Annotated in this window: 28 protein-coding genes; 15 read left to right on the top strand and 13 right to left on the bottom strand. The window is 69.7% G+C overall.

What is annotated here, in order from left to right:
• Positions 1 to 19: 19 nt before the first annotated feature.
• Positions 20 to 610, top strand: coding sequence for a TetR/AcrR family transcriptional regulator (locus SSMG_RS33330; protein WP_037357077.1), 591 nt, complete (start codon positions 20 to 22; stop codon positions 608 to 610).
• A 4-nt stretch (positions 611 to 614) separates the two neighbouring features.
• Here the strand turns inward: SSMG_RS33330 and SSMG_RS33325 are convergent, their stop codons facing one another.
• Genes SSMG_RS33325 through SSMG_RS33315 form a run of 3 tightly spaced genes read right to left on the bottom strand, consistent with a single transcriptional unit; the run spans position 615 to position 1,937 of the window.
• Complete coding sequence (locus SSMG_RS33325) at positions 615 to 995, bottom strand: VOC family protein (protein WP_037715669.1); 381 nt, start codon at positions 993 to 995, stop codon at positions 615 to 617.
• Positions 995 to 1,393, bottom strand: a complete 399-nt coding sequence (locus tag SSMG_RS33320; RefSeq protein ID WP_037718414.1) for an NUDIX domain-containing protein — start codon at positions 1,391 to 1,393, stop codon at positions 995 to 997. Before SSMG_RS33320 ends, SSMG_RS33325 begins: the two co-directional genes overlap by 1 nt.
• Before the next feature lie 10 nt (positions 1,394 to 1,403).
• A complete protein-coding gene (locus SSMG_RS33315) occupies positions 1,404 to 1,937 on the bottom strand; it encodes a MarR family winged helix-turn-helix transcriptional regulator (protein ID WP_009083412.1) in 534 nt (177 codons plus the stop codon).
• Between the two features lie 30 nt (positions 1,938 to 1,967).
• Between SSMG_RS33315 and SSMG_RS33310 the strand changes: the two genes are divergently transcribed.
• A complete protein-coding gene (locus SSMG_RS33310) occupies positions 1,968 to 2,684 on the top strand; it encodes an SDR family NAD(P)-dependent oxidoreductase (protein WP_009083410.1) in 717 nt (238 codons plus the stop codon).
• Positions 2,685 to 2,686: 2 nt separating this feature from the next.
• On the opposite strand, the gene SSMG_RS33305 is transcribed toward SSMG_RS33310, so the two are convergent.
• The 3 genes from SSMG_RS33305 to SSMG_RS33295 are packed head-to-tail and all read right to left on the bottom strand — an operon-like array spanning position 2,687 to position 5,647.
• Positions 2,687 to 3,838, bottom strand: a complete 1,152-nt coding sequence (locus tag SSMG_RS33305; protein WP_009083408.1) for a sorbosone dehydrogenase family protein — start codon at positions 3,836 to 3,838, stop codon at positions 2,687 to 2,689.
• 19 nt (positions 3,839 to 3,857) lie between these two features.
• Positions 3,858 to 4,511: a response regulator transcription factor gene (locus SSMG_RS33300; RefSeq protein ID WP_009083406.1), complete on the bottom strand. Its 654-nt coding sequence runs from the start codon at positions 4,509 to 4,511 to the stop codon at positions 3,858 to 3,860.
• On the bottom strand, positions 4,508 to 5,647 hold the full coding sequence (locus tag SSMG_RS33295) for a sensor histidine kinase (protein WP_199786055.1): 1,140 nt from the start codon (positions 5,645 to 5,647) through the stop codon (positions 4,508 to 4,510). Before SSMG_RS33295 ends, SSMG_RS33300 begins: the two co-directional genes overlap by 4 nt.
• 101 nt (positions 5,648 to 5,748) lie before the next feature.
• Here SSMG_RS33295 and SSMG_RS33290 point away from each other — a divergent pair, with 101 nt between their 5' ends.
• Together SSMG_RS33290 and SSMG_RS33285 are read left to right on the top strand one after the other, a co-directional pair.
• Positions 5,749 to 6,384 (top strand): class I SAM-dependent methyltransferase, encoded by a 636-nt coding sequence (locus tag SSMG_RS33290; protein ID WP_009083403.1) that lies wholly within the window; start codon positions 5,749 to 5,751, stop codon positions 6,382 to 6,384.
• On the top strand, positions 6,356 to 6,862 hold the full coding sequence (locus tag SSMG_RS33285; protein ID WP_009083401.1) for a DedA family protein: 507 nt from the start codon (positions 6,356 to 6,358) through the stop codon (positions 6,860 to 6,862). Before SSMG_RS33290 ends, SSMG_RS33285 begins: the two co-directional genes overlap by 29 nt.
• Here SSMG_RS33285 and SSMG_RS33280 read toward each other — a convergent pair.
• Entirely contained in the window at positions 6,840 to 7,616 is a 777-nt protein-coding gene (locus SSMG_RS33280; protein ID WP_009083400.1) for a helix-turn-helix transcriptional regulator, read from the bottom strand. The two genes, SSMG_RS33285 and SSMG_RS33280, sit on opposite strands and share 23 nt — an antisense overlap.
• 88 nt (positions 7,617 to 7,704) lie before the next feature.
• On the opposite strand from SSMG_RS33280, the gene SSMG_RS33275 reads away from it, so the two are divergent.
• Genes SSMG_RS33275 through mfd form a run of 3 tightly spaced genes read left to right on the top strand, consistent with a single transcriptional unit; the run spans position 7,705 to position 12,485 of the window.
• Positions 7,705 to 8,655, top strand: coding sequence for an LLM class flavin-dependent oxidoreductase (locus SSMG_RS33275; protein ID WP_009083398.1), 951 nt, complete (start codon positions 7,705 to 7,707; stop codon positions 8,653 to 8,655).
• A 39-nt stretch (positions 8,656 to 8,694) separates the two neighbouring features.
• Complete coding sequence (locus tag SSMG_RS45715; RefSeq protein WP_009083396.1) at positions 8,695 to 8,871, top strand: hypothetical protein; 177 nt, start codon at positions 8,695 to 8,697, stop codon at positions 8,869 to 8,871.
• A gap of 38 nt (positions 8,872 to 8,909) precedes the next feature.
• On the top strand, positions 8,910 to 12,485 hold the full coding sequence (gene mfd / locus SSMG_RS33270) for a transcription-repair coupling factor (RefSeq protein WP_286156992.1): 3,576 nt from the start codon (positions 8,910 to 8,912) through the stop codon (positions 12,483 to 12,485).
• A 74-nt stretch (positions 12,486 to 12,559) separates the two neighbouring features.
• Here the strand turns inward: mfd and SSMG_RS33265 are convergent, their stop codons facing one another.
• Positions 12,560 to 12,973 (bottom strand): hypothetical protein, encoded by a 414-nt coding sequence (locus tag SSMG_RS33265; RefSeq protein ID WP_009083393.1) that lies wholly within the window; start codon positions 12,971 to 12,973, stop codon positions 12,560 to 12,562.
• 81 nt (positions 12,974 to 13,054) lie between these two features.
• Between SSMG_RS33265 and SSMG_RS33260 the strand changes: the two genes are divergently transcribed.
• From SSMG_RS33260 to SSMG_RS33230, 7 genes are all read left to right on the top strand, one after another.
• Complete coding sequence (locus SSMG_RS33260; RefSeq protein WP_199786053.1) at positions 13,055 to 14,053, top strand: hypothetical protein; 999 nt, start codon at positions 13,055 to 13,057, stop codon at positions 14,051 to 14,053.
• A complete protein-coding gene (locus tag SSMG_RS33255; RefSeq protein WP_037715665.1) occupies positions 14,050 to 14,964 on the top strand; it encodes a MazG family protein in 915 nt (304 codons plus the stop codon). Before SSMG_RS33260 ends, SSMG_RS33255 begins: the two co-directional genes overlap by 4 nt.
• 852 nt (positions 14,965 to 15,816) lie before the next feature.
• The gene (locus SSMG_RS33250) at positions 15,817 to 16,371 is read left to right on the top strand and encodes an RNA polymerase sigma factor (RefSeq protein WP_009083387.1); all 555 of its coding nucleotides are present in this window, start codon (positions 15,817 to 15,819) and stop codon (positions 16,369 to 16,371) included.
• 29 nt (positions 16,372 to 16,400) lie between these two features.
• Positions 16,401 to 17,189, top strand: coding sequence for a zf-HC2 domain-containing protein (locus SSMG_RS33245; protein WP_009083385.1), 789 nt, complete (start codon positions 16,401 to 16,403; stop codon positions 17,187 to 17,189).
• A 20-nt stretch (positions 17,190 to 17,209) separates the two neighbouring features.
• Complete coding sequence (locus SSMG_RS33240; RefSeq protein ID WP_037715663.1) at positions 17,210 to 18,013, top strand: ABC transporter ATP-binding protein; 804 nt, start codon at positions 17,210 to 17,212, stop codon at positions 18,011 to 18,013.
• Positions 18,013 to 19,359 (top strand): hypothetical protein, encoded by a 1,347-nt coding sequence (locus SSMG_RS33235; protein WP_009083381.1) that lies wholly within the window; start codon positions 18,013 to 18,015, stop codon positions 19,357 to 19,359. Before SSMG_RS33240 ends, SSMG_RS33235 begins: the two co-directional genes overlap by 1 nt.
• Positions 19,359 to 19,922 (top strand): hypothetical protein, encoded by a 564-nt coding sequence (locus SSMG_RS33230; RefSeq protein ID WP_009083379.1) that lies wholly within the window; start codon positions 19,359 to 19,361, stop codon positions 19,920 to 19,922. Before SSMG_RS33235 ends, SSMG_RS33230 begins: the two co-directional genes overlap by 1 nt.
• Before the next feature lie 74 nt (positions 19,923 to 19,996).
• Here SSMG_RS33230 and SSMG_RS33225 read toward each other — a convergent pair whose 3' ends face one another.
• The 5 genes from SSMG_RS33225 to efeU form a co-directional block, all read right to left on the bottom strand.
• Positions 19,997 to 20,407: a PPOX class F420-dependent oxidoreductase gene (locus SSMG_RS33225; RefSeq protein ID WP_009083377.1), complete on the bottom strand. Its 411-nt coding sequence runs from the start codon at positions 20,405 to 20,407 to the stop codon at positions 19,997 to 19,999.
• Positions 20,408 to 20,411: 4 nt separating this feature from the next.
• Positions 20,412 to 21,476, bottom strand: coding sequence for an LLM class flavin-dependent oxidoreductase (locus SSMG_RS33220; RefSeq protein ID WP_199786052.1), 1,065 nt, complete (start codon positions 21,474 to 21,476; stop codon positions 20,412 to 20,414).
• 105 nt (positions 21,477 to 21,581) lie between these two features.
• Positions 21,582 to 22,841: an iron uptake transporter deferrochelatase/peroxidase subunit gene (efeB, locus tag SSMG_RS33215; protein ID WP_009083374.1), complete on the bottom strand. Its 1,260-nt coding sequence runs from the start codon at positions 22,839 to 22,841 to the stop codon at positions 21,582 to 21,584.
• The gene (efeO, locus tag SSMG_RS33210) at positions 22,838 to 23,989 is read right to left on the bottom strand and encodes an iron uptake system protein EfeO (protein WP_009083372.1); all 1,152 of its coding nucleotides are present in this window, start codon (positions 23,987 to 23,989) and stop codon (positions 22,838 to 22,840) included. Before efeO ends, efeB begins: the two co-directional genes overlap by 4 nt.
• Positions 23,990 to 23,991: 2 nt before the next feature.
• On the bottom strand, positions 23,992 to 24,843 hold the full coding sequence (efeU, locus tag SSMG_RS33205; RefSeq protein WP_009083370.1) for an iron uptake transporter permease EfeU: 852 nt from the start codon (positions 24,841 to 24,843) through the stop codon (positions 23,992 to 23,994).
• A 269-nt stretch (positions 24,844 to 25,112) separates the two neighbouring features.
• Between efeU and SSMG_RS33200 the strand changes: the two genes are divergently transcribed.
• On the top strand, positions 25,113 to 25,913 hold the full coding sequence (locus tag SSMG_RS33200) for a hypothetical protein (RefSeq protein ID WP_009083368.1): 801 nt from the start codon (positions 25,113 to 25,115) through the stop codon (positions 25,911 to 25,913).
• Positions 25,914 to 26,351 lie beyond the last annotated feature (438 nt).

Below are 26,351 nucleotides of genomic sequence, written 5' to 3'. Positions count from 1 at the left end.
ACCGGTCGCCCGGGTGCGCATGACCGGCACCGAGCGCAGGCAGCAATTGCTCAACGTGGCGCGCGCGTTGTTCGCCGAAAAGGGTTTCGACGGCACCTCCGTCGAGGAGATCGCCGCGCGGGCGAACGTGTCGAAACCGGTGGTCTACGAGCACTTCGGCGGCAAGGAGGGCATTTACGCCGTCGTCGTCGACCGCGAGACGCAGCTGCTGCTCGACCGGATGGTCTCGACCCTCCACGGTGGACACCCGCGAGTGATGCTGGAGCAGGCGGCCGTCGCGTTGCTGAGCTACGTCGAGGATTCCCACGACGGTTTCCGCATTCTCGTCCGCGATTCCCCGGTCGCCAGTTCCACCGGCACCTTCTCGACTGTCCTCAACGACATCGCGAGCCAGGTCGAGCACATCCTCGCGCAGCAGTTCGCCGCGCGCGGGTATGAGGAGAAGCTGTCCGCGCTGTACGCGCAGGCGCTGGTCGGGATGGTCGCGTTGACCGGGCAGTGGTGGCTGGACGCGCGCAAGCCGAAGCGGGACGAAGTGGCCGCGCATCTGGTGAATCTCGCCTGGAACGGGTTGTCCCACTTGGAGAACAAGCCCCGGTTGCTCGGCTGATTCCCTAGCTGCCGGACGGCGCGTTGCTGAGGTCCACAACGCAGAACCGGTTGTCGTCGGGATCGGCGAGGACGACGAAATCCGGCTTCGGCGGGTAATGCGGCCAGTCGACCCGTTGCGCGCCCAGCCCGATAAGCCGTTCGACCTCGGCGCGCTGCTCCTCCGCGGTGTCGGTGTACAGGTCCAGGTGCAGCCGCGGCCGCGGTTCGGCGGGCGAATCGCTGCGCATCAGGCCGAGTGCGTGCGTGCCGCCGGGATGGGCCAGCGTCCGCCACGTCTCGCTCGCCCATTCCGGGTCCTCGACGAGCCCGAGCGCCTCAGACCAGAACCGTGTTGCGCGGTCGACGTCGGCGACTCCGAGCACCGTGGTCCCGAGCCGCAGCATCAGGCCAGTTTCCCTTGTGCGTGCAGGTCGTCGAGGATCAGCTGGACCGTCGCCGACACCTTGTCGCGGTCGGCGTGCGCGAGCCAGCCGAACGACTCGATCTCGCTGCTCGGCTTCAGCTCGCCGGAATACTCCGCGGTGTAGCAGGTCATCCGCACCACGACGCCGTCCGCTTTGCCGTGCGCCTGTGCTTCCCAGGTTCCGGCCAGCCGCGCGGAAGCCGGGTCCAGCGTCACGCTCAGTTCCTCGGCGATCTCCCGGACCAGAGTCTCGACGTCCGACTCGCCTTCCTCGCGTTTCCCGCCCGGCAGGTACCAGGTGTCCTTGCCCGCCGAGCGCGCGGCGAGCAGCTTGCCGTCGACCACGTGCAGCCAGGCGACTTTGTCGATGGTGGGCATGCCGGTCACCCTACCTCCGCGCCCGCCGGTCGAGGTCCGCGAGCAGGATGCGCAGTAAATCGGCGAGCTGGTCGCGTTGCGCCGGGGACAACGCGGACACGAGGGTTTCCTCGTGCTCCAGCAGGTCTCCGACGGTGCGCTCGATCAGCTCGTGCCCGGCCTCGGTCAGTTCGACGTACACTCCGCGACGGTCCGAAGTGGACTTGACCCGGCGGACGTGGCCGTCGCGTTCGGCCCGCGCGGTTTGCTGGGAGATCGCGCCGGGGCTGACCCGGCAGCGTTTCGCGAGTTCGCCCGCGCTGAGCCGGTACGGCGGCCCGGCCCGGCGCAGTGTGCTGAGCAGGGTGCGGGTCGAGGCGTCCATCCCGAGTTCGAGCATGGTCGCGCGCCGGTCGTCCTCCAGCAGTTTCGCGATGTGCCAGATCCGCGTGATCACGCCGATGGACGACACCGGCGTGCCCGGCCGCTCGCGCAGCCACGCCCGCTGGATCTCGTCCACCTCGTCGCTTGACGGGTTTTCGCCGCCGCCGGTACCGTCGTCCACGAGAGGTACTTTAGCAATAAAGGACGTGGGATGAAACGGGAAGCGGTAGTGACCGGGGGCGGCACCGGAATCGGGTACGCGATCGCGTCGGCGTTGGCCCGGGCTGGTGATCAGGTGACGATCACCGGACGGCGAGAGGACGTGCTGACCGAGGCGGCGTCGCTGCTCGGCGCGCGTGCGGTGAGCTTCGACGCGAGTGATCCCGAGGCGGTCGAGGCGGCGCTCGATCAGCTGCCGGAACGGGTCGACGTGCTGGTCAACAACGCTGGCGGCAACACGGATTTCCTGCATGCGGACAGCGGCGGACTGAAAGCGCTCGACGCGGCGTGGACGGCCAACCTCCGGGCGAACCTGTTCAGCGCGGCGTTCGTGACCACGGCGCTGAAGGACCGGCTCGCGGACAACGGCCGCATCGTCACCATCGGTTCGATCGCCGGGCACACCGGCGCCGAATCGTACGGTTGGGCGAAAGCCGCGGTGGAGGTGTGGAATACCGAAACCGCACGGCAATTCGGGCCGCGCGGAATCACCGCGAACATCGTCGCGCCGGGGCTGATCGTGGACACTGAATTCTTTCGCGGGAAACTCTCCGCCGAACGCCAGGAATGGCTGGTCGAGAACACAATGACCAAACGCGCGGGCAAGCCGGACGACGTCGCGGAGGTAGTGCGGTTCCTGGCATCCCCGGAGGCCGGGCACGTCACCGGTCAGGTCGTGCACGTGAACGGCGGCGCGTACGTCGGCTGACCTCAGCCGGGGGTCACGCGCAGCACTTTGTCGTTGCTGCCGTTGGAAGTCGTCACGTACAGGGAGCCGTCCGGTCCGCTTCGGGCCGCGCGCAACCGGCCGAATTTGTCGTTGAATTCCGCGGGCAGTGTGACTCCGGTGACCTTCGCGGCCGCGTCCAGGTGCAGCAGCAGAAGCTTCTGTCCCTTCAACGCGACCACGACCAGCGCGCCTTCGTTGGCACCCCATTGCTTGCCGGTGAGGAAGGCGTCGCCGCTGATCGCCTCGGTGACCTGGCCGCTGGTCCACAGTGGACGAACCGCGTCCGGGAACCGCTTGGTGTCGGTCATCGGCACGCTCTCGTCGTAGCTGGAATCGGTGCCGCCCTTCGACGGATCCCAGCCGTAATTTCCTCCTGGGCGCAGGAGATTCACCTCGTCGTCGAACGCCGGTCCGTGTTCGGAGGTGACGACCTGGCCGGTGCCCGGCCGGATCGCGACACCTTGCACGTTGCGGTGCCCGAAGGTGTAGATCCGGCGCTCGTTCGGGTCGGGGGAGGACAGGAACGGGTTGCCCGGCAATGGTTCCCCGGTCTTCGCGTCGATCCGCAGCACCTTGCCGCCGAGACTGTGCCGGTCCTGCGCGACGGTGGACCGCGCGGTGTCGCCGGTGCCGACGAGCAGCGCGCCGTCGGGAGCCAGCGTCGGGCGGCAGCCGGAATGGCGTCCGCTCGGGTTCACCGGCAGGCCGGTCAGCAGGTCGCGGACTTTCGCCGCGCTCGTGCCGTCGTCGGCGAGCCGCCAGGTGACGAGCCGGACGTCCGCCGCGCGGCCGTTTTCCTGGTGGGTCTGGCAGGTGGTGAACTCGCGCGAGGTCGCGAAGTCCGCCGCCAGGACCAGGCCCATCAGGCCGCCTTCGCCCTGCACGAGGACGTCGGAGAAATCGGCGCGCACGGCGGTCGCCCGGCCGTCGCGGACCAGCGCGAGCTTGCCGGGCCGCTGCGGCACGAGCAGCGAACCGTCGGGCAGGAAGGCGACGTCCCAGGGGTGTTCGAGGCCGTCCGCGACCTCCTGCACGGCGAACCGGTCCGGTTCGGGCTTCGCGGGTGCGCTCGCCGGCGCGGCCGAGCAGGCGGCGAGCAGCAGGACGGCGGCGAGCAACGCGACGAGACGCATGGGTCCAGCATGCCCCGATTCAGCCGCCGGGACGTACCAATCCGGATTCATACGCGAAGACGACCGCGTGCACCCGGTCCCGCAGCCCGAGTTTGTTCAGCAACCGTCCGACGTGCGTCTTCACCGTCGTCTCGCCGATGAACAGCGTTCCGGCGATTTCGGTGTTCGACAGTCCGCGCGCGATCAGGCCGAGCACGTCCTTCTCGCGTTCGGTCAGCGTCTCGAGTTTCTGCTCGTCCAGCGGCGTCCGATGCGCACTGAGATAGCGGTCGAGCAGGCGTTTCGTGACCGACGGCGACACCATCGCGTCGCCGCGCAGCACGCCGCGGATCGCCACCAGCATCTCGTCCGACGGCGCGTCCTTGACCAGGAATCCGCTGGCCCCGGCGCGAAGCGCGGAGTAGGCGTACTCGTCGAGGTCGAACGTCGTGATCACCAGCACCGAGGTTTCCGGCAGCTCGGCGCAGATCTGCGCGGTGGCCGCGACGCCGTCGAGCACCGGCATCCGGACGTCCATCAGCACGAGATCCGGCCGTTGCGCGCGGGCGAGCTCGATGGCTTCCGCGCCGTCGCCCGCTTCGGCGACCACCTCCAGATCGGGCTGGCTGTCGACGATCATCCGCAGCCCGACGCGCACCAGTTCCTGGTCGTCGCAGATCAGCACGGACGTCATGCGGCGTCCGTCCGCAGGGTGGCCGACACGCGGTAGCCGCCGTCCGGCAGCGCGCCGGTTTCGAGCTTGCCGTGGTACATCGCGACGCGCTGGGCCATGCCGGTGAGCCCGCGTCCGGACCCGGGCAGTCCCGCCGCGACCGGCTGCCGTCCGCCGGAGTTGGTGACCTCGACCTGGATTTCCGGACCGGCGAAGGTGACCCGGACCCGGCCGGTCGCGTCGGGCGGCGCGTGTTTGAGCATGTTGGTCAAGGCCTCCTGGACGATGCGGTACGCCTGAAGCGCGACGCCGGCGGGCAGGTCGGCGATGTCGCCGTTGACTTCGAGCGTGATGTCGCGGCCGGACTGCGCGACGAGCGTGCGCAACTGGTCGAGCGTCGGCTGCGGAGCGCGCGCGGGTTCGCCAGCATGCATCACTTCTAACAGCCGCCGCAGCTCAGCGAGCGCGGAACGGCCGGTTTTGCTGATGGTGTCGAGCGTACGGTCGACAGCGTCCGGGTCGTGGTGGCGCGCGAGCTTCGCTCCTTCGGCGTTCAGGACGATCACGCTCATGCTGTGTGCGAGTACGTCGTGAAGTTCTCTCGCGATCCGTGTGCGCTCTTCGGCGACTGAAGCGCGACTGCGGGCTTGTTCCTCGGACGCCGTCAGTTCAGTTCTCAGTCGTTCTTCTTCGGCGAGTTGTTCCTTCGTGCGGAAGAACGCGCCTAGCGCCCACGCCGCCAAGTACAGCGGCAGTGTGCCGAAGACGGTGAGCGTCGGGTTCAGGGTGTTGGTGCCCCAGGTGAATCCCCAGAAGGCGTCCAGGCCGACGATAGCTACCGCGAAGCCGATGAACCATCTGTCACCGGCTTTCACGAGCGTGTACAGCATGACTGCCATCGCGAGGTCGCTACGGCCGCGGTCGTAGGCCCAGATCTCGTTCGCGTAGACGACAGCGACTCCGATGAGGATCAGAAGCGCGACCGTGCGCGGGTAGCGGCGACGCAGCAACAGGGGCAGCAGGAACAGCATCGAAACCATGCGGATCGGCCACGTCTCTTGATCCGCGATGTTGGGGCCGAAGGCGACGAAGACGGCGTACAGCGGCAAGTCCAGCAACCAACGCTGCTTGCGTACCCACATGACCAGTCCACGCACGAAACGAACGTAACGCGCGGTCGTCGTCGGGCGCGTCGTTCGGGAGGATGGCTGTGGTCCTCCGAGCGGACGACTTTTCCCGCCGACCGAGCCGATCCGCGATGACCGAAGTGCTTCCTACCGTCGAAAACATGTCGATTACCAGGGAGTTCTTCCGGCACCCGATGCGGACCGGCGCGATCGCGGCCAGTTCGGCACGGCTGGCCGGAGTGATGACTGCCGGGCTGGGCGTCGAAAGCGCGCACAGCGTCGTGGAGCTGGGGCCAGGAACAGGTGTGTTCACCGAAATGCTGCTTCGCATGCTTCAGCGCGACGCGCACTTCACGGCGGTAGAGATCAATCCCCACCTCGTACAGGAGCTGCGCGCACGCTTCCCGTCGCTGCACGTTGCGGAGGGTTCCGCGGAACACGTCGCTGCGTACGTGACCATGCCGGTCGATGTGGTTGTCTCCGGTCTGCCGTGGACAGCGATGCACGCCGCACCGCAGGCAGCGGTACTGAATGCCGTCTGCGACGTGCTTTCTCCACAAGGCCGCTTCACCACCTTCGCGTACGCGCACACCGCTTGGACCCCGCCAGCGCGTCGGTTCGCGTGGTTGCTGCGAAGCCGCTTCGCGGTTGTCGAACGCACCAGTGTGGTTTGGCGGAACCTGCCGCCGGCGTACGTGTACCGCGCGGCCTTGCCCGTGCGGTCGGGACTGGACCGGTATGGACAGCCTGCTTCAGCCACTTCTTGACGCTCCCGCGCCGCTTGTCTACCTGATCTGCGCGCTGGTGATCATGGCCGAGACAGCGCTGTTGCCCGGCATCGTGCTGCCGACGCTGTCCACCTTGCTGCTCATGGGTTTCCTTGTGCAGCGAGGGACTTTGCAGCTGTGGCCAGCGCTCACGGTCTGCGTCGCGGCGGCGCTAGCCGGGGACCAGCTCGCGTACTGGGAGGGACGACTGTGGGGTCCGAAGCTGCGTCGCTCGCGCGTAGGACAACGGATCGGCGAAGCGAAGTGGGACAAGGCTGAAGCGACCGTCGCGCGTTATGGCGTGCCCGCAGTCGTCCTAGGACGATGTCTCGCCGGCGTACGCACACTCGTGCCGCGCGTGGCGGGTTCGGCCGGACTGTCGTACCGACGCTTCTTCGTCGGAAGCTTGTGCGCGGCAGTGCTGTGGGCGGGCGTGGAGCTGACGATGGGTCAGGTCACCGGTTGGGTCGCGCCTTGAGCAGTTCCGCGGTGGAAGCGTCGGCGGGCAGGAAGGTTTCGAGACTCAGCTCAGCGACGGTCACGTCGACCGCGGTGGCGAACTGGGTGATCGCGGTGAGCAGCCGCAGGTCGCCCGCAGAGCTGGACAGCTGCAGCGGCACGGCGAACCCGAGATGGTCGCCGGACGGCTCGCCGGGCGAGGGCAGGTACCCGGTGAGTTCGTCCAGCAACGCCTGGTGCCGCGGGTCGGGTCCGTTGGCCAGACCGCGGCGAGGGCGTTCGAGCACGTGCTGCGCCCAGTCGGCGAAATTCTGGATGCGCGGAGCCATCCCGCGCGGGTGCAACGCCAGCCGCAGCACGTTGACCGGCGGTTCCAGCAGGTCCGCCGCGACGCCCTCGGTCAGCAGGTCGAAGCTGTCGTTCGCCGCGACGAGGTCTCCGTAGCGGTTCACGACCAGCGCCGGGTACGGCTCGTGCCCGGCGAGCAGCGCGCGCAACGACTCCAGCACCGGCGTCAACGCGGGGTCGTCCAGCCGGGTCTCGGGATAGACCGGCGCGTATCCGGCGGTCAGCAGCAAGGCGTTGCGCTCGCGCAGCGGCAGGCCGAGCGCCTCGGCGACCCGCACCACCATGCCGCGACCAGGCAGCGAACGGCCGCGTTCCATGAAGCTGACGTGGCGTTGCGTCGTCCCGGCTTTCAGCGCGAGGTCGAGCTGGCTGAGCCGGCGGCGGGAACGGGCGTCGCGCAAGGCGTCGGCGAACGAAGCGGGCACGTGCGCGATTCTGGCGGAGCTTTCTTGCGCTGGGCCATTCCCCGCAGGGAATTGCCGGGACACCGGGCCGCGCTGGATCGTCGGCGGCGTGGAATTCGGACTTCTTCTCCCCGCCGGACAGGCACAGCTCGAAGCAGGCGGCACCCCGCGTGCCCTGGTCGCATTGGCCCGCGAAGCCGAACGACTCGGATTCGCGTCGATCTGGGCCGGTGACTCGCTTTCCCGCCCCCGGATCGAACCCCTCACCCTGCTCAGTGCGGTCGCACAGGCCACCGAACGCGTCACCGTCGGTACTGCCGTCCTGCTTCCCGCGCACCGCAACCCGGTTCAGACCGCGATGACCCTCGCGTCCCTCGAGCTGCTCTCCGAAGGACGCCTGGCAGTCGGCGTCGGCGCGGGCTTCCCCGGCTTCAGCGAGCTCGAATTCGAGCTGGCCGGGGTCGATTTCCGGACGAGGTTCTCGCATCTGGACGACGTCGTCACCCTGTGGCGCGAGCTGTGGACCGGCCAGTCCCAGTCGTTCCACGGCAAGGTTCTCCACTACGACTGGCTGCCCCCGGCGGTCCGCCCCGCGCGCCCCAAAGGCCCGCCAATCTGGCTGGGCGGCGCGACGCCAGCCGCGCTCCGCCGCACCGCGCTGCACTACGACGGCTGGCTCCCGTACCCGCCGAACCCCGCGGATTACGCGTCCGGCCTGGCGACGATCCGCGCCACCAGCGATCGCCCGGTCACCCCGTCGCTGTTCCTGACGGCCTACGTAGACCCCGACCCGCGCCGCGGCCTCCGTGTCCTGGAGGACTACGCACAGGCGACTTACCGGCGCCCGTTGGAGCAGATCCGCACCATCCAGGCGACGGTGACCGGCCCGATCACGGAGGTCGCGGCAACGGTGCGCCGATACGCGGAGGCCGGAGCGGAGCACGTACTGCTGCGAGTGGGCTCCCTGGAACCCGGTTCGGTCGAGCGGCAGCTGCCTCTGTTGGCGGAGGTGATCGACTCGATAGCTTCCTCGTCGTTGCCCAGCGTTGCGCCGTGTTGATCAGCGTGGGTCGCAGGAATTACCCCGTGGCCGGGGATCATGACGGCAGCGACCCTGCTGGCGGTCGCGACGCTGGTCGCCCGCAAGAAGACCGGCTCCGTCGTGCTGGTTTGGGCGGTGGTCGCCGCGGCGAGCTTCCTGGTGCTGGTCAGTGTCCGCGGCGGCCCCGGCGATCGGCTTGCTGACCGTGCTCGCGGGCAGCCTCGGCAGCGGTGATCGAAAGTAATGTCGGTCCCACGACGTAGTCTGGGTTGGTGACCGACGCTGTACTGTCCGGACTCCTCCAAGCCATCCTTCCCGACCCGGCGCTGCGCGGCGTTGTCGAGCGCGCCGGCGCCCCGCTGCTCGAACTGCAAGGCGCTGTCGCCGTACGGCAGCTCGTCGCCGCCGCGCTGGCCGAAGACCCCGAGCGCGGCGGTGCGGGCCGTCCGGTGCTGGCCGTCACCGCGACCGGGCGCGAGGCCGACGAGCTGACCGCGTCGCTCAGCGCGCTGCTCGGCCCCGATCGCGTGGCCGACTTCCCCTCCTGGGAGACGCTGCCGCACGAGCGCCTTTCCCCGCGCGCGGACACGGTCGGCCGGCGGCTGGAAGTGCTGCACCGCCTGCACACCGGCGACGAGCAGCTGCGGGTCGTGGTCGCGACCGTCCGCAGCCTCATCCAGCCGATGGCTCCCGGGCTCGGTTCGCTCGCGCCGATCGACCTCGTCGTCGGCGAGGAGCAGAGCTTCGAGGACCTGCTCGAACGGCTTGTCGAGCTGGCCTACACGCGCGTGGACATGGTCGAGAAGCGCGGCGAGTTCGCGGTCCGCGGCGGCATCCTCGACCTGTTCGGGCCCACCGCGCAGCATCCGGTCCGCGTCGAGTTCTGGGGCGACGAGGTCAGCGAGATCCGCGCGTTCGCGGTGTCCGACCAGCGTTCGCTGCCCGGCGAGATCCAGCGGGTCACCGCGCCGCCGTGCCGGGAACTGCTGCTCACGCCGGACGTCAAGGCGCGCGCGGCGGAGCTGGCCACCACCTACGAGGCCGACGCGCACCTGGCAGAAATGCTCACCAAGCTCTCCGGCGGCGTCCCGGTCGAGGGCATGGAAGCGCTCATCCCGGTGCTCTGCGAGGGCGAACTGGCCCTGCTCACCGACGCGATGCCGCAGGGCAGCCACGTCCTGCTGGCCGACCCGGAGAAGATCCGCGCCCGCGCGGCCGACCTCGTCCGCACCGGGCAGGAGTTCCTCGAGGCCTCCTGGACCACCGCCGCGGCGGGCGGGCAGGCTCCGATCGACCTCGGCGCGTCGGCGTACCGCGAGCTGTCCGAGATCGCGTCGCACGCGCAGGAGACGAAGCGTCCGTGGTGGACGCTCACCCAGCTGACCAGCGAAGACCCGGACGTCTACCGCGTCGGCATCGAGCCCGCGCCCGCCTACCGGGGCGAGCTGGAACGCGCGATGACCGACTTGCGCGCGCACCTCGCGGCCGGCGGCACCGGCGTGCTCGTCGTCGCCGGACAGGGCACCGCCAGCCGCGCGGTCGAGCAGCTGATGGCGGCCGAGGTACCGGCGAAACACGTCGAGGTGCTCTCCGACGTGCCGCCGGCCGGGGTCGTCACGGTCACCTGCGGCGGGCTCGCGGAGGGCTTCGTCTCGCCGGAGCGCGCGCTCGTGGTGCTGTCCGAGGCCGACCTCACCGGCCGCGGCGCCACCGCTGGATCGTCCACAAAGGACTTGAACACCAAGATGCCGTCGCGCCGCCGCGGCGCGGTCGACCCGCTGGCGCTCAAGGCGGGCGACTACGTGGTGCACGACCAGCACGGCATCGGCCGGTTCGTGGAAATGGTGCAGCGCACGGTCGCCGGCGCGACCCGCGAGTACCTGCTGCTCGAGTACGCGTCGTCCAAGCGCGGCCAGCCCGGCGACCGGCTGTTCGTGCCCACCGACCAGCTCGACGAGGTGTCCCGATACGTCGGCGGCGAATTGCCCACGCTCAACAAGCTCGGCGGTTCGGACTGGAAGAACACCAAGGCCCGCGCCAAAAAGGCGGTCAAGGAGATCGCCGCCGAGCTGGTGCAGCTCTACGCCGCCCGGCAAGCCGCGCCCGGCCACGCGTTCGGACCGGACACGCCGTGGCAGTCCGAGCTGGAAGACGCGTTCCCGTTCACCGAGACCAACGACCAGCTCGCGGCCATCGACGAGGTCAAGGCGGACATGGAGCGCGGCGTCCCGATGGACCGCGTGATCTGCGGCGACGTCGGCTACGGCAAGACCGAGATCGCGGTGCGCGCGGCGTTCAAGGCGGTGCAGGACGGCAAACAGGTCGCCGTGCTCGTGCCGACCACGCTGCTCGCGCAGCAGCACCTGAACACGTTCACCGAACGCATGCGGTCGTTCCCGGTCACCATCAAGGGCCTTTCGCGGTTCACGCACAAGGCGGAATCGGACCGGATCCTCGAACAGCTCGCCGACGGCGAGGTCGACATCGTCATCGGCACGCACCGGCTGCTGCAGACCGGTATCCGCTACAAGGACCTCGGCCTCGTGATCGTCGACGAGGAGCAGCGGTTCGGCGTGGAGCACAAGGAACACATCAAGGCACTGCGCACGCACGTCGACGTGCTCACCATGTCGGCCACGCCGATCCCGCGCACGCTCGAAATGTCGCTGGCGGGCATCCGCGAGATGTCGACCATCCTCACGCCGCCGGAAGACCGGCACCCGATCTTGACCTACGTCGGCGCGTACGACGACAAGCAGGTCGGCGCCGCGGTCCGGCGCGAGCTGCTGCGCGACGGCCAGGTGTTCTACGTGCACAACCGGGTGTCGTCGATCGAGAAGGCGGCGAAACGGATCCGCGAGCTGGTGCCGGAGGCGCGCGTCGTCACCGCGCACGGGCAGATGAACGAGGACAAGCTCGAAAAGATCATCCAGGGCTTCTGGGAGAACGAGTACGACGTCCTCGTCTGCACCACGATCGTCGAGACCGGCCTGGACATCTCCAACGCCAACACGCTGATCGTCGAGCGCGGCGACATGCTCGGCCTCGCCCAGCTCCACCAGCTGCGCGGCCGGGTCGGGCGCGGCCGCGAGCGCGGGTACGCGTACTTCCTGTACCCGCCGGAAGCGCCGCTCACCGAGACGGCGCACGACCGGCTCGCCACCATCGCGCAGAACACCGAACTCGGCGCGGGCATGGCGGTCGCGATGAAGGACCTCGAAATCCGCGGCGCGGGCAACATCCTCGGCGCGGAACAGTCCGGGCACATCGCGGGCGTCGGGTTCGACCTGTACGTCCGGCTCGTCGGCGAAGCGGTCGAGGCGTTCCGGCGGCACGCGGGCGCGGAGCCGGCGGAGGACGAGGAACTGGCCGAAGTCCGCGTCGACCTGCCGGTGGACGCGCACATCCCGCACGACTACGTCCCCGGCGAACGGCTGCGGCTGGAGGCGTACCGCAAGATCGCCTCGGCCCCCGACACCGCGGCGCTCGACGCGGTGCGCGAGGAACTGGTCGACCGCTACGGCCAGCCGCCCGCCCCGGTCACGCGCCTGCTCGCGGTCGCGGCGTTCCGGCACGCCTGCCGCGCCGCCGGCGTCACCGAGGTCGCGGCGCAGGGAAACACGATCCGGTTCGCGCCGCTGCCGTTGATGGACTCGCAGCTGGTGCGGCTGAAACGCTTGTACCCCAAGGCGATGTACAAGGCGATCACCAACACGGTGTCGGTGCCGAAGCCGACCGAAGGCCCCGCGGGCGGCCGGATGGGCGCGCCGGTGCTGCGGGACCAGGAACTGCTTGACTGGTGCACGAAGCTGTTGGCGCAGCTGACGAAAACCCCGGCGGCGGTGTGAGCGGTGCGGCGGGCCTCGCCGGTCTCGGCGTGGTTCCGCCGCTTTTGCTCGGCCGCGGTGCGCTTTCCGCGGTTTCAGCGCGCCGAGCAGACCTCGAACCCGGGCGGTTCCGCTGTGGCCAGCCGCAGCGACACTTCCTCCTGCGGTGCAGGCAGCGCCCCGCAGCCGGACATCGGCAACGGCCGGGGACGCCGCGGCACCCGGGCTCCCGAACCGCCGCCGCGGCCCGGATACACGAGCAGGCCGTGTTCCGGGTCCGGCACCGCGTCGAGAGCGGCGGTCACGGCGGGCAGGTGCCGGAAGCGATCTCGTTGCTCCTCCGAGGAAAACTCGATCTCCAGCGTCACGCCCCAGCGGTGGACGTGCCACGTCCACTGTTCGGCGCCGTTGGTCAGCGCGGCCTCGGTCAGCCGATCGCCGTGAGCACGTTGCCACGCGCTCGCCGCGAAGGCCCCGTCGAGGACTTCGATCGACAACCAAGAGTCCATATGTCGACAATAGCCCGCTGAATGCCTCGATGGTGTTGCGTTTCGAGGCCATGTGAGAGGGTAGGGCCTGTGATGCGGATCATGGGGCGCCGCCGTGCGCTGGGCGCCGTTCTCGCCGGAGCTTTCCTCCTCGCCGGATGCGGTACCGGCCCCAGTCAGGTGGGCATGGCCGCGGTCGTCGACGGTCAGGTCACCACCATCGACCAGGTTCAGGCGCTGCTCGACCGCGCCGTGCAGGAGCAGCCGTACGCGCGGCAGCTCGCGTCGCGGCACCAGCTCGACCTCGTCGGGCGCGAGATCGTCCGGCAGACGCTGCTGCACGACGTCGTCGTGAAGGCCGCGCAGAAGGAAGGCATCTCGGTCGACGAGGCCACTGTCAGCGAGGCCATGCAGCAAGATCCGCTCGCGTCGCCGGTGCCCGAGGCCGTCACGCAGGACCAGTCCGCGGCCGTCACTCAGCTCGTCTGGCGGCTGCGCGATCACCGCGAGGCGATTACTGATCAGTACCTGCAGCAGCGGATCGCGCTCAAGTACCTGCCGACGCTCTCGGTGAACTTCGACTACACCAGCATCGGCGCGCCGACCTCGGAGAGCCAGGCCCCGTCGATCGACCCGAAGACCGCGCGCAGCCAGGCCATCGCCAAGGCCGAGGAATACGCGAGCAACCCGGGCAAGATCCGGGCCGACCTCCAGAGCGGCGCGCAGGGCAACGTGGGCCAGCAGGCTCCCGCGCTGTCGTCGCCGCAAGACGCCGCGACCGTGCTGTTCGGCGTGCCCGCGAACACCGCCATCGCGTACCAGCCGAACCCGGTGAGCGCGCCGACCTGGTGGGTCGCCGCTGTGGTGCGGAAGCGGTCGACGGACGCGAAGGTCGCCACCGACCAGGTCCAGCAGCCGACCGCGGCCGAGCTGGGCGCGATCGGCGTGCGGATGCTGCAGCCGTATGTTGGAAACGTGGACTTCAAAATCAACCCGCGCTACGGCGTGTGGGACGCAGTAGGCATGAACCTCGCCCCCAGCGCAGCCGAGGTGACGGGTGTGGCCGTGCCGGTGCGCGGCGGTGCCCCGGCGCAGCAGTGACCGGCACGGTAGTCCTGGTCCGCGGCGCGACCCTGCCCGCGGCCGCGCTGCCTCTGCTCCGCACCAGCGCCGTATACGCCGCGACCGACGTCGACCCCGCGCAGTTCGGCGTACCGCCGGTCGGCCAGCCGTCCGCGGACATCGTGCTGCTCGCCGCTTCCCGCACCGAACCGACCGCGGCCGCAATGCTCGCCGCCGGCGCGCAGCTGATCGAAACCCCCGTGCCGCCGCTCGTCGAAGCGGTCGAGGTCATGGACCGCCTGCGCTCGCCCGGCGGCTGTCCGTGGGACGCCCGGCAGACGCACGAATCCCTGCGGCAGTACCTGGTCGAGGAAACGTACGAACTGCTGGAAGCCATCGAGGACAACGATCGAGCGGCCCTGCGCGAGGAGTTGGGCGACGTTCTCCTCCAGGTCCTGTTCCACGCCCGCGTAGCCGCCGAACACGGCCGCGCCCCCTTCACCATCGACGACGTAGCCCGCGACCTGGTGGACAAACTGGTAGGCCGCCACCCCAACGTCTTCGCCGACGCGGCCCGCATCGCCTCCGCCGAGCACCAAGAGCTGAAGTGGGAAGAGCTGAAGCAGGCCGAGAAACAACGCAAGTCCATTGTGGACGGAGTCGCACTCGGCCAGCCCGCGGTCGCCCTGGCCGGAAAACTCGGCCAACGCAGCGGCCGGGCCGGAATCCCGCTGGACCTGTTCCCGCAGGACTCCTCAGCCCCCGCCCAGCTCTTCCGAACGGCAGCCACCGCCCGCCGAGGCGGCCTGGACCCCGAGGGCGAGCTGCGGGCAGTGGCGAAACAGTTCGCCCGCGACATCCGCGCGGCGGAGACGGCGGCTCGGAAGGCCGGGGTGGAACCGACGACGCTGGAGGCCGAGGGCTGGCGGAAGTTCTGGCCTTCGGCTTGATGCGTTCGCTGCGTGGGTTGGGTTTCCGCGGCGTGGGCGGGTAACGGCTGGCGGGCGGTTCGCTGGATCCGCGAAGGAAATCGGCTGGAATGCCCCAATGCACCGGACCGCTGCGCAGCATCAGCGCGAGTCGGGCGGCGCGGTGCAGGGTGAAAACAGCCTTCGTCACCGGGGACCTTTCGCCTGGGATGTAGTGGGCGGCTCGCCAGGGAACTGGTGCGCGGCGCGGGTTTCGCGGTCCGCTGCTCTTTCGAGGCGACGGGGTTCTGGTCGGCACCGGTTCTAACCGGTGCCGACACCCACCAGAACCCAGGCCGGGCGCTAGGTGCCTGCTTCCCCGCGCTGTTGCACGCCGCGCTCTCGTGGCTACGCCGCTTGCCGCGTTGGGACGCACCGCCCATCGCTGGCCAGGCCTCCGTCCGCCGATGCACTGTTCGGCGTTGCCCATCCCTTCCGGCGTCCCAGCCTTCCGTCACGGTTGCCCCTCACTCGAGCGAGGACCGCGCCCTTCCGCCCACGCTCTTCCGCAGGATCGCACCGGTGGGCCGTCCTGCTCCGCCCTGCGCGAGTTGTTCGCGTTCCGTTGCTATGCCTGCGTTCTCGTGTCTGCGCCGCTTCCGCACTGCCACTCGCTGGCCACGCCTCCATCCATCGACGCTCGCCCATCGCACTCAGCCACCCCAGCCTCTCCGCCACGATCGCCCTCACTCGAACGACGGAGACCCCGCCCTTCCGCCCATGCCCCCGCCCTCCCGCGGGCACGATTGCGTCGGTCAGCGGCCCAGTCAGCAAATGTGACCCAGATCACTGAGTTTAGAGAACCGGAAGCGCGGAGGTGGCGTCTTGCCGGGTGTGAAGCACAAGCCACCCAGGGTGCCGGACGAGGAACGCCTCCTCCGGCGCACCGCCCGCGGCGACCGTGCGGCGTTCGAAGAGCTTTATCGCCGCACGTCGCCGTGGCTCGCGATACGCCTGCGGCACCGCTGCTCCGATGACCAGATCATCGCGGAGGTGATGCAGGAGACCTACCTCGCCGTGTGGCGCGCCGCGGGTTCGTTCGCGGGCGTCGTCGCCGGCGGGTCCGCCGTGGGGTGGGTGTGGACGATCGCGGTGCGGCGGCTCATCGACGCGTTCCGCCGGCGTGCGCATCACGCGCACCCGCCGCCGGGAGTGCACGAGTCGCTGTCCTCGCCCGCCGCCGAGGAGGAGGCGCTGGCGGGCACGGTCGGCGATTCGGTGGGCGATGCTCTGCGCAGCCTCGCCCCGGAGCTGCGCGAGGTCCTGCAAGCCATGGCGCTCGACGGATTGTCGGTCCGGGAGACCGCGATCCTGCTCGGTTTGCCGGAGGGCACGGTCAAAACCCGGGCCCGCCGCGCCCGGATCGCGATGCGGCAGGCGTTGTCGTGAAACCAGGACTGTCGGAAGGAGGCCGAGCCATGAACCACGTATCCGACCTGATGCTCGCCGGTTACGTCGCCGGTCGCGAATTGCCGGGGGACGAGACATGGGCGATCGAAGGGCACCTGGAGCAGTGCGCGCAATGCCGGGCGCGGCTGGCCGGGGCGTCCACCGCCGAGGTGGCCGGTCTGGTCGACACCGTGTGGGCCGGGCTCGAGCCGAGCCTCGCCGAAGCACCGCAGCCGACGCCGCGCCGGGCCGCGGCGTGGCTGCATTGCTGGGCGACGCCGGTGATGGTGCCCTGGCTGCTGATGGTCCTCGTGGTCGGCGGGCTGTCGGTCTACCTCGACCGGTCGCTGCGCGAGGGGCTCTCGTTCGTGCAGCTGCTTTCGCCGGTGCTGCCGGTCTTCGGGGTGGCGGCGGCGTGGTCACGCGGGCTGGATCCGTCGTACGAACTCACCGCGGCCACCCCGCGCGCCGGGCTGGAACTGGTCCTGCGCCGGACCACGGCGGTCGTGGTGCCGGTGCTGGCCGTGCTGCTCGCCGCGGGCTGGCTGGTCGGCGCGCGGATGGGCTTCGGGTTGCTGCCGAGTCTCGCGTTCACCACGGGGACCCTCGCGCTCGGCACGTTCATCGGGGTCGCCTGGGCGGCGTCGATCCTGGTCGGCCTGTGGGTCGGAGCGCTGGTAGTGCCGAGCGTCGCGTTCGGGGGTTCGGTCCTGCTGGAGGACGTCGCCTGGCCGGGCTGGCTGGCGGCCGCCGTCGTCGGGTCCGTGTTCGTAGTGCTTCGCCGGAACACCTTCACGCAGCTTGCTGCGCAGCACTGACGGAAAGAGAGGGGACACTGATGCGAGCTGTGGAAGCCGCCGAGGTCGCTCCGGCGACCTACGCCTGGGAAATCCAGGCCCAGGCGCTCAAAGTGCGGGTCGGCCGCAAGAAAATGGCGGTCGACGGACTCGACCTCGCGCTCGGCACGGGCGTGCACGGGCTGCTCGGGCCGAACGGTGCGGGCAAGACCACCTTGATCCGCACCCTGGCCACGGTGCTGCGCCCGACCGAAGGCACACTCACGCTGCTCGGAGAGCCGATCGGGGGGCGCTTCGAGCAGCGCGGCCTGCGCCGCCGGATCGGGTATCTGCCGCAAACCTTCGGGTACTACAAGCGGTTCACCGTCCGCGAGTTCGTCGAATATCTGGCGTGGCTCAAGGAGATGCCCAAACGCGAGGTGCCGGGCGCGGTGCAGCGCGCGATCGAGCGGGTCGGTCTCGCCGACCGCGCCGGGGACAAACTGAAGACCCTGTCCGGCGGCATGATTCGCCGGGTCGGCATCGCGCAGGCGATCGTGAACGACCCGGTGCTCCTCCTGCTCGACGAACCCACCGCCGGGCTCGATCCGGCGCAGCGGTTGCGTTTCCGGGAGCTGCTGCAGGAAATCGGCCGGGACGCGTGCGTCGTCGTGTCCACCCATCTGGTCGAAGACGTCGCCGCGGCGTGCTCGGACGTCGTCCTGTTCGCCGACGGGAAGCTGGTTTTCCAAGGCACGCCTGCCGATCTGGCCGCGGCCGGCAGCGAGGCGGACGTCGGCGACAGCCCGATCGAGCGAGGCTATTCGGCGTTGCTCGGGCACGCGCAGGGGAAGGGGGCCTGGTGATGAGCGCGTTCCGGATCGAACTCCGGCGCACCATCGCTCCCTGGGTGCCGGTCGCGATGCTGACCGTGAGCCTTGGCTTGCTCGTGTTCTCGAAGGGACCGTGGAACTACGATTCCGCGGCCTGGAACGCGACCTGGCTGACCGCGGTGCGGTGGCCGCGCTACCTGCTGGTGCTGATGTGGCCGATCATCGTCGGGGCAGCGGCGATCCAGGGCATGCGGGACGCCCGGGCTGGGGTCGGCGAACTGTTCGGCTCCACGCCTCGGCCTGCCGGGCAGCGGGCCGCCACACTCGGTCTCGCCCTCGGGCTCACCGCGGCGGCGGGTTACCTGGCGCTCGTCGCGGTCGGGGTCGGGCAGGTCATCGCGAAGGGCGGACTGTTCACCACGGCCTGGGTGATGCAACTGGTGCTCGGCGTGCTGTCCGTGGTCGCCGGGGCAGTGCTGGGGCTCGGCCTCGGACGGCTCCTGCCGCATCCGATCACCGCTCCGGTGCTCGCCGTGCTCGCGCTGGCCGGCGGGTTGTTCGCGCAGGTGTCGGGCATGAACGGAGCTGGGCCCAACGCGATGGTCCTGCTGGGGATCGGGCAAGTGCTGCCGCACGGTCCATTCGACCTGCCGAGCCCCGCGGTGGAGCTCGGGCAACTGAGCTGGCTGCTTGGGCTCACTGCCGCGGGAATCCTGTTGCTGCTGGCCAGTTCGGCGCGCACCAAGGCGCTGGCGCTGCTCCCGGTGGCGGCCGGCCTGGCGGTGGCTTTGCCGCTCTTCCCCGCGTGGTCGACGGATAATTACGTCCCGGACAAGACGGCCTCCGCGCTGGTCTGCGACGGTCCAGTGTGCGTCACCCGTTTGCACGAGGACTGGTTGTCCACTGTGGCCGGTCCAGGCAAGGAGGCCTTGCGGCGACTGGGGAAACTGCCGCACCCGCCGAGCCGGATCGAGGAGTCGACAGAGCCGTTCCGGACCAACAAGGTCGGCCCGCGAGATCCGTCCCGGGTGCTGATCAACCGGGACGACTACGCGATGCAGAACAAAAGCGGGCCGAGCCTCACCACGGCGCTGCTGAGTGGAGCTGGGACGTCGCCCTGCCACGCCGCGTCCTATGGCGGCGAGCAGAACGGCCGGGAGGACGCTGCGCGCTGGGTGATGGCGCAGTGGCTGCTCGGCTCGTACACGCCGCCAGCTTCGCGCATTCAGCCTCCGCTGCAGCCGTGGACGGACTCAGCATGGGCGTCCCTGAAGGCAGTGCCAGAGGCGGAACAGATCGCCCGGATGGCCGCGGCGCGGCAGGCGGAGCTGACCTGCACCGGCGACCCGTTGAAGATTCTCACCGAGGGTGCGCGCTAATGCGGTGGACAGTGCTGTACGCGCGTTCGCGCCACCTCGCGATGTCGCTGGCCGCGACGTTGCTCTGTGCCGCCGTTCTCCCGCCGCTGCTGGGCGAGAACTGGTCGAACTTCTTCGCGACCGTCAGCCTCGGTGCCGCGGTCGCGGTGGCAGGCGTGGGCCTGAGCGGACAGGACATCGATCTGGACCGCACGGCCTCCTTCCGCTGGCCGCCCCGACGACTAGCGCACTTGCTGCTGATCGGTGTGGTCGCCGGTGGAGTAATGCTTGCGGCACAAGGCTTCGTCGATCTCCCGATGGACCCTGGCTGGATCCTGCGCGACGCGGCTGGGTTCCTCGGCCTGACCGGGCTGGCGGCCACGCTGTTCGGCGGCCAGTTCGGCTGGACGCTGCCCCTCGGCTGGGCGATGACGGCGGTCTTCGTCCCGCGCACCACCGGGCAGATTCACGACCTCGTGGCCTGGCCGATGGCGACGGCGGACTCGACCGCCGCGGGGTGGGCGGCCGGGCTGCTGTTCCTGGCGGGAACAGCGGCGTACACAGTGGCCGGTGCGCGTCGATGAACGAGCGGATCGGCAAGCCGGGCGCAGTCCCGTCCCTCCCCCGGGCAGGGGCGGGACTGCGGACCGGCGCGCCTTCAGACGTCGCGGTTGTTCGGTTTCAGGTCCAGCGGGTCGTGGTCGGGGTCGTCGATGCCGACACTGATGATGCGTTGCGGGTGAACGCGGATGACGGTGCCGTCGAGGTGACCGTCCGGGGCGAACGCGTCCGGCACGGCTTCCGCCCGGCCGCGGATCTCCAGGCAACGGATGCGCATCGGGTTCGTCGAAGGCTGGTCGTCGACCACGAGGGCGACCTGGCCGTTGGCCTCCACGTTGCGGTACTTCCGGCTTCTCGTCAGGCGGTAGCCGGACACGTCGATCGTGCGCGTGTCCGGGTTCCAGGAGAACGCGACCGGGCTGACCTGCAGGGTGCCGTTCGGCTGCTGCGTGGCGATCCGGGCGAGCGGCTGGGCGGCCAGGTAGGCGAGTTCCGCGTCGGTGAACATGCGCCTACTGTGCAAGTTCAAGTTTGCTTGAAGTCAAGCGCACGCGGGGGCGCACGTGCTCGGCGAACCGCCGCATCTCCGCTTCGAAGGGCTGAAATTGCAGCATAAACGTCTCGATTCCCAGGTCAGCCCACTCGCGGATTCGCTGGGCGACGGTGTCGTAGCTGCCGACCAGGCCGGCCGCGGTGCCGCCGTTCGTGCCGATGTGCGGGTACTTCGCGAACGTCTGGAACATCACGGCCTTCGGGTCGGCGTCCGCGACCAGCGCCTCCCATCGTGCCTTGCCCGCCTCGGCCAATTCCCACAACGCCGCCAGCTCCGCTTCCGCCTCGGCGTCGGTTTCGCGGGCGACCACGAAGGCGGACAGTCCAAAGCGGACCGGTGTGCCGACCCGCGGACGGGCCGCGACGTCCTCGATCAGCCGGGCGACGTTCTCCTTCGGCTGCCCGTTGATGAACCACACGTCGGCCTTGTCCGCGACCAGCGCTCGCGCCGGGTCCGATTCGCCGCCGACGTACACGGTCGGTGCCGAACCGGCGGGCCGCAACTGGTACCCGTCGACCTGGAAATGCTTGCCCTCGAACGAAACCCGCTCGCCGGCCAGCAGACCGCGCACGACGCTGATCCATTCGCGGCCGTACTCGTACCGTTCGTCGTGCTCGGCGAACGGGATGCCCGCCCGCGCCAGCTCCGGCTTGTACCAGGCGTTGACCAGGTTCAGCCCGAACCGGCCGCCGCTGATCTCCTGGATCTGCAGCGCCTGCTTCGCCAGCACCACCGGATGCACGAGGTACGGCTTGATCGCCGCGATGATCTCGATCCGCTCGGTGAGCGCGGCGAGCGCCGCCGCGGACGTCCACGTCTCCAGCTGGTCCAGTTCGTCGCCGAACGGATTCACCACGTGCTGGGCGATGAGCGTCGAATCGAAGCCGAGCCGGTCCGCCTCGACGATCAGCCGCCGGTTGCGCTCCCAGCTGGCGTCCACCGGGTCGTCCGGATGATCGAACGGGCCCCACGACCCGTAGACGACCGCCCATACCCCGAACCGCGGCTGTGCCACTGCGACCACGACCGAACTCCTCACCTCGCGCGGACGAACGCGGTCACCGTCGCTTGCCCGGAGGGCACCGGCAACCGGTCCCACGCAGTGGCGAGGCGGGGAGGTTTGTACTGGTCAGGCGAAGAGCCCGTCGCCCCAGTTGCTGGTCGGAGTAAGGCCCGGCGGAATCGCGAAGTGCGCGGAACCGGTGTGCTGCAGGTACTCCATCATCGCGTCCTTCGACGACAGCACCTGCTGCATCGGGACATACTGCTTACGGGTGTCGCGGTTGAACGCCAGGAAGAACAGCCCGGCCTCGAGGTGGCCGACGCCGTCGGAGCCGTCGACGAAGTTGTAGCCGCGGCGCAGGATCTGCACGCCGTTGCGCGTCTGGCGCGAGGCCAGCCGGACGTGCGCGTCCTCGGCGATCATCGGGGTCCCGCCCGCGCCGCCGACCTGCAGGTCGACCGGGTCGAACTCGCCGGCCTGGCCGAGCGGCGCGCCGCTTCCCTTGGTGCGCCCGACGATCTGTTCCTGTCCGGCGAGCGTTTCGCGGTCCCAGGTTTCGATGTGCATCCGGATCCGGCGGGCCACGAGGTACGTGCCGCCGGCCATCCACGCCTGCCCGTCACCGGCCTGCGCCCACACCTGGTCGCGGAGCACGTCGGTGTCCTCTGCCTTGATGTTGTTGGTGCCGTCCTTGAACCCGAACAGGTTGCGCGGCGTCTGCTGCGCGCGCGACGTCGACGAGCTGCGCCCGAATCCGAGCTGAGACCAGCGCACCTCGGTGACGCCGAAGCCCAGCCGCACCAGGTTGCGCACCGCGTGCACCGCCACCTGCGGATCGTTCGCGCAGGCCTGGATGCACAGGTCGCCGCCGCTGCGGGCCGGGTCGAGTTTGTCCTTCGGGAACGCGGGCAGGTCGATCAGCTGCGGCGGGCGTTTCGCGGCGAGGCCGAACCGGTCGTCGAAAAGCGAGGGGCCGAAGCCGATCGTCAGGGTCAGGTCGGAGGGGGGCAGGTCGAGCGCCTCGCCGGTGTCGTCCGGCGGGGCCTGCGCGGAGCCGCCGAGCGCGCCGTTCGGGCCGACGTCCTGGCCCGCGGTCATCCGGCGCGCCGCGGCCGTCCAGGTGCGCAGCAGTTCGCGGAGCTTCTTGACGTCCTTCGTGGTGACGTCGAGCGCGGCGAAATGCAGGTTCTGCTGCGTCGGCGTGACGATCCCGGCCTGGTGCTCACCATGGAAGTCCACAGTGGACACCGCGGCCGAGGCGGGCGTGCTGCCGCCGAGCCGGTCGATGCCGACCCCGGCCGCCGCGCCCGCGCCGGCCAGCGCGACACCCGCGCCGGCCAGCCCGAACAGCTTCCGGCGGGAAACCTGCGTCCCCTCCTCGGTCACTTGGCGACGACCTCCGCGACCTTGCTGAGCGGCTCGCTCAGCGCGTCGACCGCCGAGGCGAAGGCCTTGACCTGGTCCTGGGAGAGTTCGTTGTAGTACTTGAAACCGTCCCCGGAGCGGGTCTTGTCGAGCAGCCCCTGCACGTTCGCGAACTCCTTGTCCAAAGTGGACACCAGGGCCGCGTCGCGTTCCTGGAGGATCGGCCGCAGCGCGGCGATCGCGCCCTTGGAACCGTCGAGGTTGGCCTGGAAGTCCCACAGGTCGGTGTGCGAGAAGGTCTCCTCCTCGCCGGTGATCTTCTTCGTCGCGACCTCGTCGAGCAGGCCCTTCGCGCCGTTGGCCAGGTCGAGCACGCTCAGCTGCAGCGTCTTGGTCTTGGCGACCAGAGCCTTCACGTCAGTGAGCAGCTTGTCCGCGATCTGCGGGCTGTCCGGCTTCAGGCCGGTGGTCCACAGGTCCTTCTCCAGCCGGTGGAACCCGGTGAACTGCTGGCCCGGCTCGACGTCGGCCTCGCGGGCGTCGATCGACGGGTCGAGGTCGCCGAACTTCTCCGCGACCGGCTCGATCCGCTCGTAGAACACGCGAGTGCGCGCGTACTCGGCCTTGGCCTCGTCGACCTTGCCCGCCTTGACCGCGGCGACGAACTTCTCGGTTTCGGTCTCCAGCGCCGAGCTGTTGTTCTCGACGTAGGTCGCGTAGCTCTTGGTGGCCGCGGTCTTCTGCGCGCTCGCGTTGCTCTGGCCCTGCGCACCGCCGGTCACGGTGAAGTCGCCGCGGATGCCGTTGCCTGACATGCCCGGCTTGCACGCGGTCTGGTACTTGCCCGCCTCCGGGACCTCGACGATCAGCCGCCGGTTGAGCCCTGGCGCGATGTTCTCGACCTCGCCCATGATCCGGTCGCCCTCGGCGTACAGGTAGAACTCGGTGACCTTGGTGCCCTTGTTGGCGATCTCGAAGGTCAGGTTGCCCGCGGCCGCGGTCGTCGCCGACACCGAGCAGGACGTGTCGGACGCCTCGACCTTGATCGGCCCGCCCGACGCCGCGCCGGAAGGACCGGACGCGGAGTTCGTGCTGTCGCAGGCGGTCAGCGCGACGAGCGCGCCGAGGCCGGTGAGCACAGCCGTCGAGGTTTTGCGGAACTGGGGCACTGTCACTCCTTGGCGGCGGCCGGGGCGGCCGGAGCCGCCTCGGTCTTGTTCTTGCGGGCGGGCTTGAGGAACAGCGGCAGCACGATCGCCACGTAGACGACCCACGCGATCGCTTGCAGCACAGTGGTTTGCTGCGAATAGTTGAAGATCCCCTTGAGCAGCGCGCCGTACCAGGAGGTTTCCGGCAGCGTGCTCGACGCGTCGAAGGCGAGCGTGGTCAGTCCGGGGATGAACCCGGCTTCCTGCAGGTCGTGCAGGCCGTAGCCGAGGACGCCGGCGGCGACGAACACCAGCAGCACGCCGGTGATCGTGAAGAACTTCGACAGGTTGAACCGCACCGCGCCGCGGTAGAGCAGGTACGCGAGCACGATCGCGGCGGCGATCCCGATCACGAACCCGATCAGCGGCTGCAGGGTGTCGGACTGCGCGGTCTGCACGGCCGAGTAGAAGAAGACGGCGGTTTCGAGCCCTTCGCGACCCACCGCGAGGAACGACAGCAGCAGCACCGCCGCCGGGCCGACCTTGAGCGCGTCCTCCATTTTCCCGCGCAGTTCGGCCGCGATGTGCCGGGAAGCCTTGCGCATCCAGAAGATCATCGCGGTGACGAAGACGACCGCGACGATGGAAAGACTGCCGCCGAGCAGTTCCTGATGCTCGAAACTCAGCTGCGCGGTGCTGTAGGTGAGGATCGCGCCGACGCCGACCGACAGCAGCACGGCCGCGCCGACCCCGGGCCACACGAACCGCAGCGCGTGCCGTCGCTCGGTCTTCACCAAGAAGGCGACCAGGATGCTCACCACAAGCGCGGCTTCGAGGCCTTCGCGCAGCCCGATGAGCGCGCTCGAAAACACCACTGTTCAGCCCTCCTTCGACTTACCTGACCTGATGTTTTTAGGTAAGGCTTGCCTGTAAGTCCAGAGGCAAGTTCGCTCAGCGGGCCCGGCAAAACGGGCAAACTGACGTTCTCGCCTGGGTTAGGTTAGGGTAACCGCAGGTCAGAGCGTCGCCGGGGGAGCGCGTAACGAATTGTGTGACCTGGGCGGCTCTGGCGCGAAGTTAACCGTCCGCTTGCCATTCGCCCAGTCCAGCGTCCCCCTTGCGGGTTCATCAGTAACCTGTCCGAGTGGCCGATACCACTCAGCCGACTATTACGCCGTCTCCGGCGAGTCCGCCGCGCCGCTATCCGAGCCGCATCGCGTTCGCGCTGGGCCTGGTGCTGACCGGGGTCGTGCTGGTGGTGACCATCGGAATCCGGAACCCGAACCCGCCCGCCCCTCCCGCCGCGGCCGCCCCGCCGCCGGTTTCGGCCAAAGCGGAGCCGCGCCCGCAACCCGGCTCGGAAGCCCCGCGGGTCGGTCTGGCCGCTCCGCCGGACCGTCCGCTCGTGTCCGACCAAGCGGAACTGGACGCGTGGGCGACGCGGGTCGCCGGAAAGACGCGGCTGGACGCACGAGTGCTCGCCGCGTACGGGCGTGCGGAAATGTGGATGCAACGGCAGAAACCGTCGTGCCACCTGTCGTGGGCGACCCTCGCCGCGATCGGAAATCTCGCGTTCGGAACGGAAAAACCCGGTCCGGACGGCACCATGACGGTGAACCCCGGCCCGGCGGAAGGCCCGGACACCGACGCCGGAAAACTCGACGGCGACCGCACGGCCGATCACCGCGTCGGCCCGCTGCGGATCATGCCGGACGCCTGGCACAAACACGCCCAGCGCGCCAACGGCGACGGCAAGGCCGCGGACCCGCGCAACCTCGACGACGCGGCGTTCACCGCCGCCCGCTACCTCTGCGCCAGCGACGACGACCTGGGTGTCCCGGCGGGTTGGTGGAAGGCAATGCTGCTCTACAACCCGGCGGTGAACTACGTGCAGGACGTCTTCACGGCCGCAGACTCCTACGCGGCGGAGAGCGTGGCGCCCTGAGCGGGTTGGTTGCGGCTCAACGGGATTGCCTCCTCCGGCAGGGCGGGAACGCTTCGTCCAGCGGGACGGCTCGCGTCCGGTTCGGCCGCGGTGGTCGTGGCTGCTCGTCGTTGACGCCAGCCTGCGGAACTTCAACGGTGCCTGGCTGATCAGCCCGAGGTTGCCTGGCGGGAACGCTTGACCCGGCTTGGCTGAGTAGTTCGGCGGTCGCCTGGCTGGGGAGCCGAGGTCGGCCCGGCCGGAAGCCCCGGGGACGTCCGACCGGGCTTGGCTCGAGAGTCCGCCGGTGCCCCGCCTGGAGTTCCGAGGTCGGTGCGGCCGGAAAGCCTGACCGCAGCCTGGCTGGAGTGTCCGCCCGTGGCGTGGCTGGAAGGTCGGTGCGGCGACCCCTGCTGATCCGCTCAGTGGCCGTCCGGACCCTGCCCATCTTCGGCCGGT

Origin of the sequence: Streptomyces sp. AA4 (assembly GCF_000158875.1) — a bacterium.
Taxonomy (GTDB): Bacteria; Actinomycetota; Actinomycetes; order Mycobacteriales; family Pseudonocardiaceae; genus Amycolatopsis.
This window is presented reverse-complemented; position numbering and strand designations above follow the sequence as displayed.

Coding starts and splice junctions, on each gene's coding strand:
- SSMG_RS33330 (WP_037357077.1), top strand. CDS start 20: ATGACCGGCACCGAGCGCAGGCAGCAATTGCTCAACGTGGCGCGCGCG.
- SSMG_RS33325 (WP_037715669.1), bottom strand. CDS start 995: ATGCTGCGGCTCGGGACCACGGTGCTCGGAGTCGCCGACGTCGACCGC.
- SSMG_RS33320 (WP_037718414.1), bottom strand. CDS start 1,393: ATGCCCACCATCGACAAAGTCGCCTGGCTGCACGTGGTCGACGGCAAG.
- SSMG_RS33310 (WP_009083410.1), top strand. CDS start 1,968: ATGAAACGGGAAGCGGTAGTGACCGGGGGCGGCACCGGAATCGGGTAC.
- SSMG_RS33305 (WP_009083408.1), bottom strand. CDS start 3,838: ATGCGTCTCGTCGCGTTGCTCGCCGCCGTCCTGCTGCTCGCCGCCTGC.
- SSMG_RS33300 (WP_009083406.1), bottom strand. CDS start 4,511: ATGACGTCCGTGCTGATCTGCGACGACCAGGAACTGGTGCGCGTCGGG.
- SSMG_RS33290 (WP_009083403.1), top strand. CDS start 5,749: ATGACCGAAGTGCTTCCTACCGTCGAAAACATGTCGATTACCAGGGAG.
- SSMG_RS33285 (WP_009083401.1), top strand. CDS start 6,356: ATGGACAGCCTGCTTCAGCCACTTCTTGACGCTCCCGCGCCGCTTGTC.
- SSMG_RS45715 (WP_009083396.1), top strand. CDS start 8,695: ATGACGGCAGCGACCCTGCTGGCGGTCGCGACGCTGGTCGCCCGCAAG.
- SSMG_RS33265 (WP_009083393.1), bottom strand. CDS start 12,973: ATGGACTCTTGGTTGTCGATCGAAGTCCTCGACGGGGCCTTCGCGGCG.
- SSMG_RS33260 (WP_199786053.1), top strand. CDS start 13,055: ATGGGGCGCCGCCGTGCGCTGGGCGCCGTTCTCGCCGGAGCTTTCCTC.
- SSMG_RS33245 (WP_009083385.1), top strand. CDS start 16,401: ATGAACCACGTATCCGACCTGATGCTCGCCGGTTACGTCGCCGGTCGC.
- SSMG_RS33240 (WP_037715663.1), top strand. CDS start 17,210: ATGCGAGCTGTGGAAGCCGCCGAGGTCGCTCCGGCGACCTACGCCTGG.
- SSMG_RS33235 (WP_009083381.1), top strand. CDS start 18,013: ATGAGCGCGTTCCGGATCGAACTCCGGCGCACCATCGCTCCCTGGGTG.
- SSMG_RS33230 (WP_009083379.1), top strand. CDS start 19,359: ATGCGGTGGACAGTGCTGTACGCGCGTTCGCGCCACCTCGCGATGTCG.
- SSMG_RS33225 (WP_009083377.1), bottom strand. CDS start 20,407: ATGTTCACCGACGCGGAACTCGCCTACCTGGCCGCCCAGCCGCTCGCC.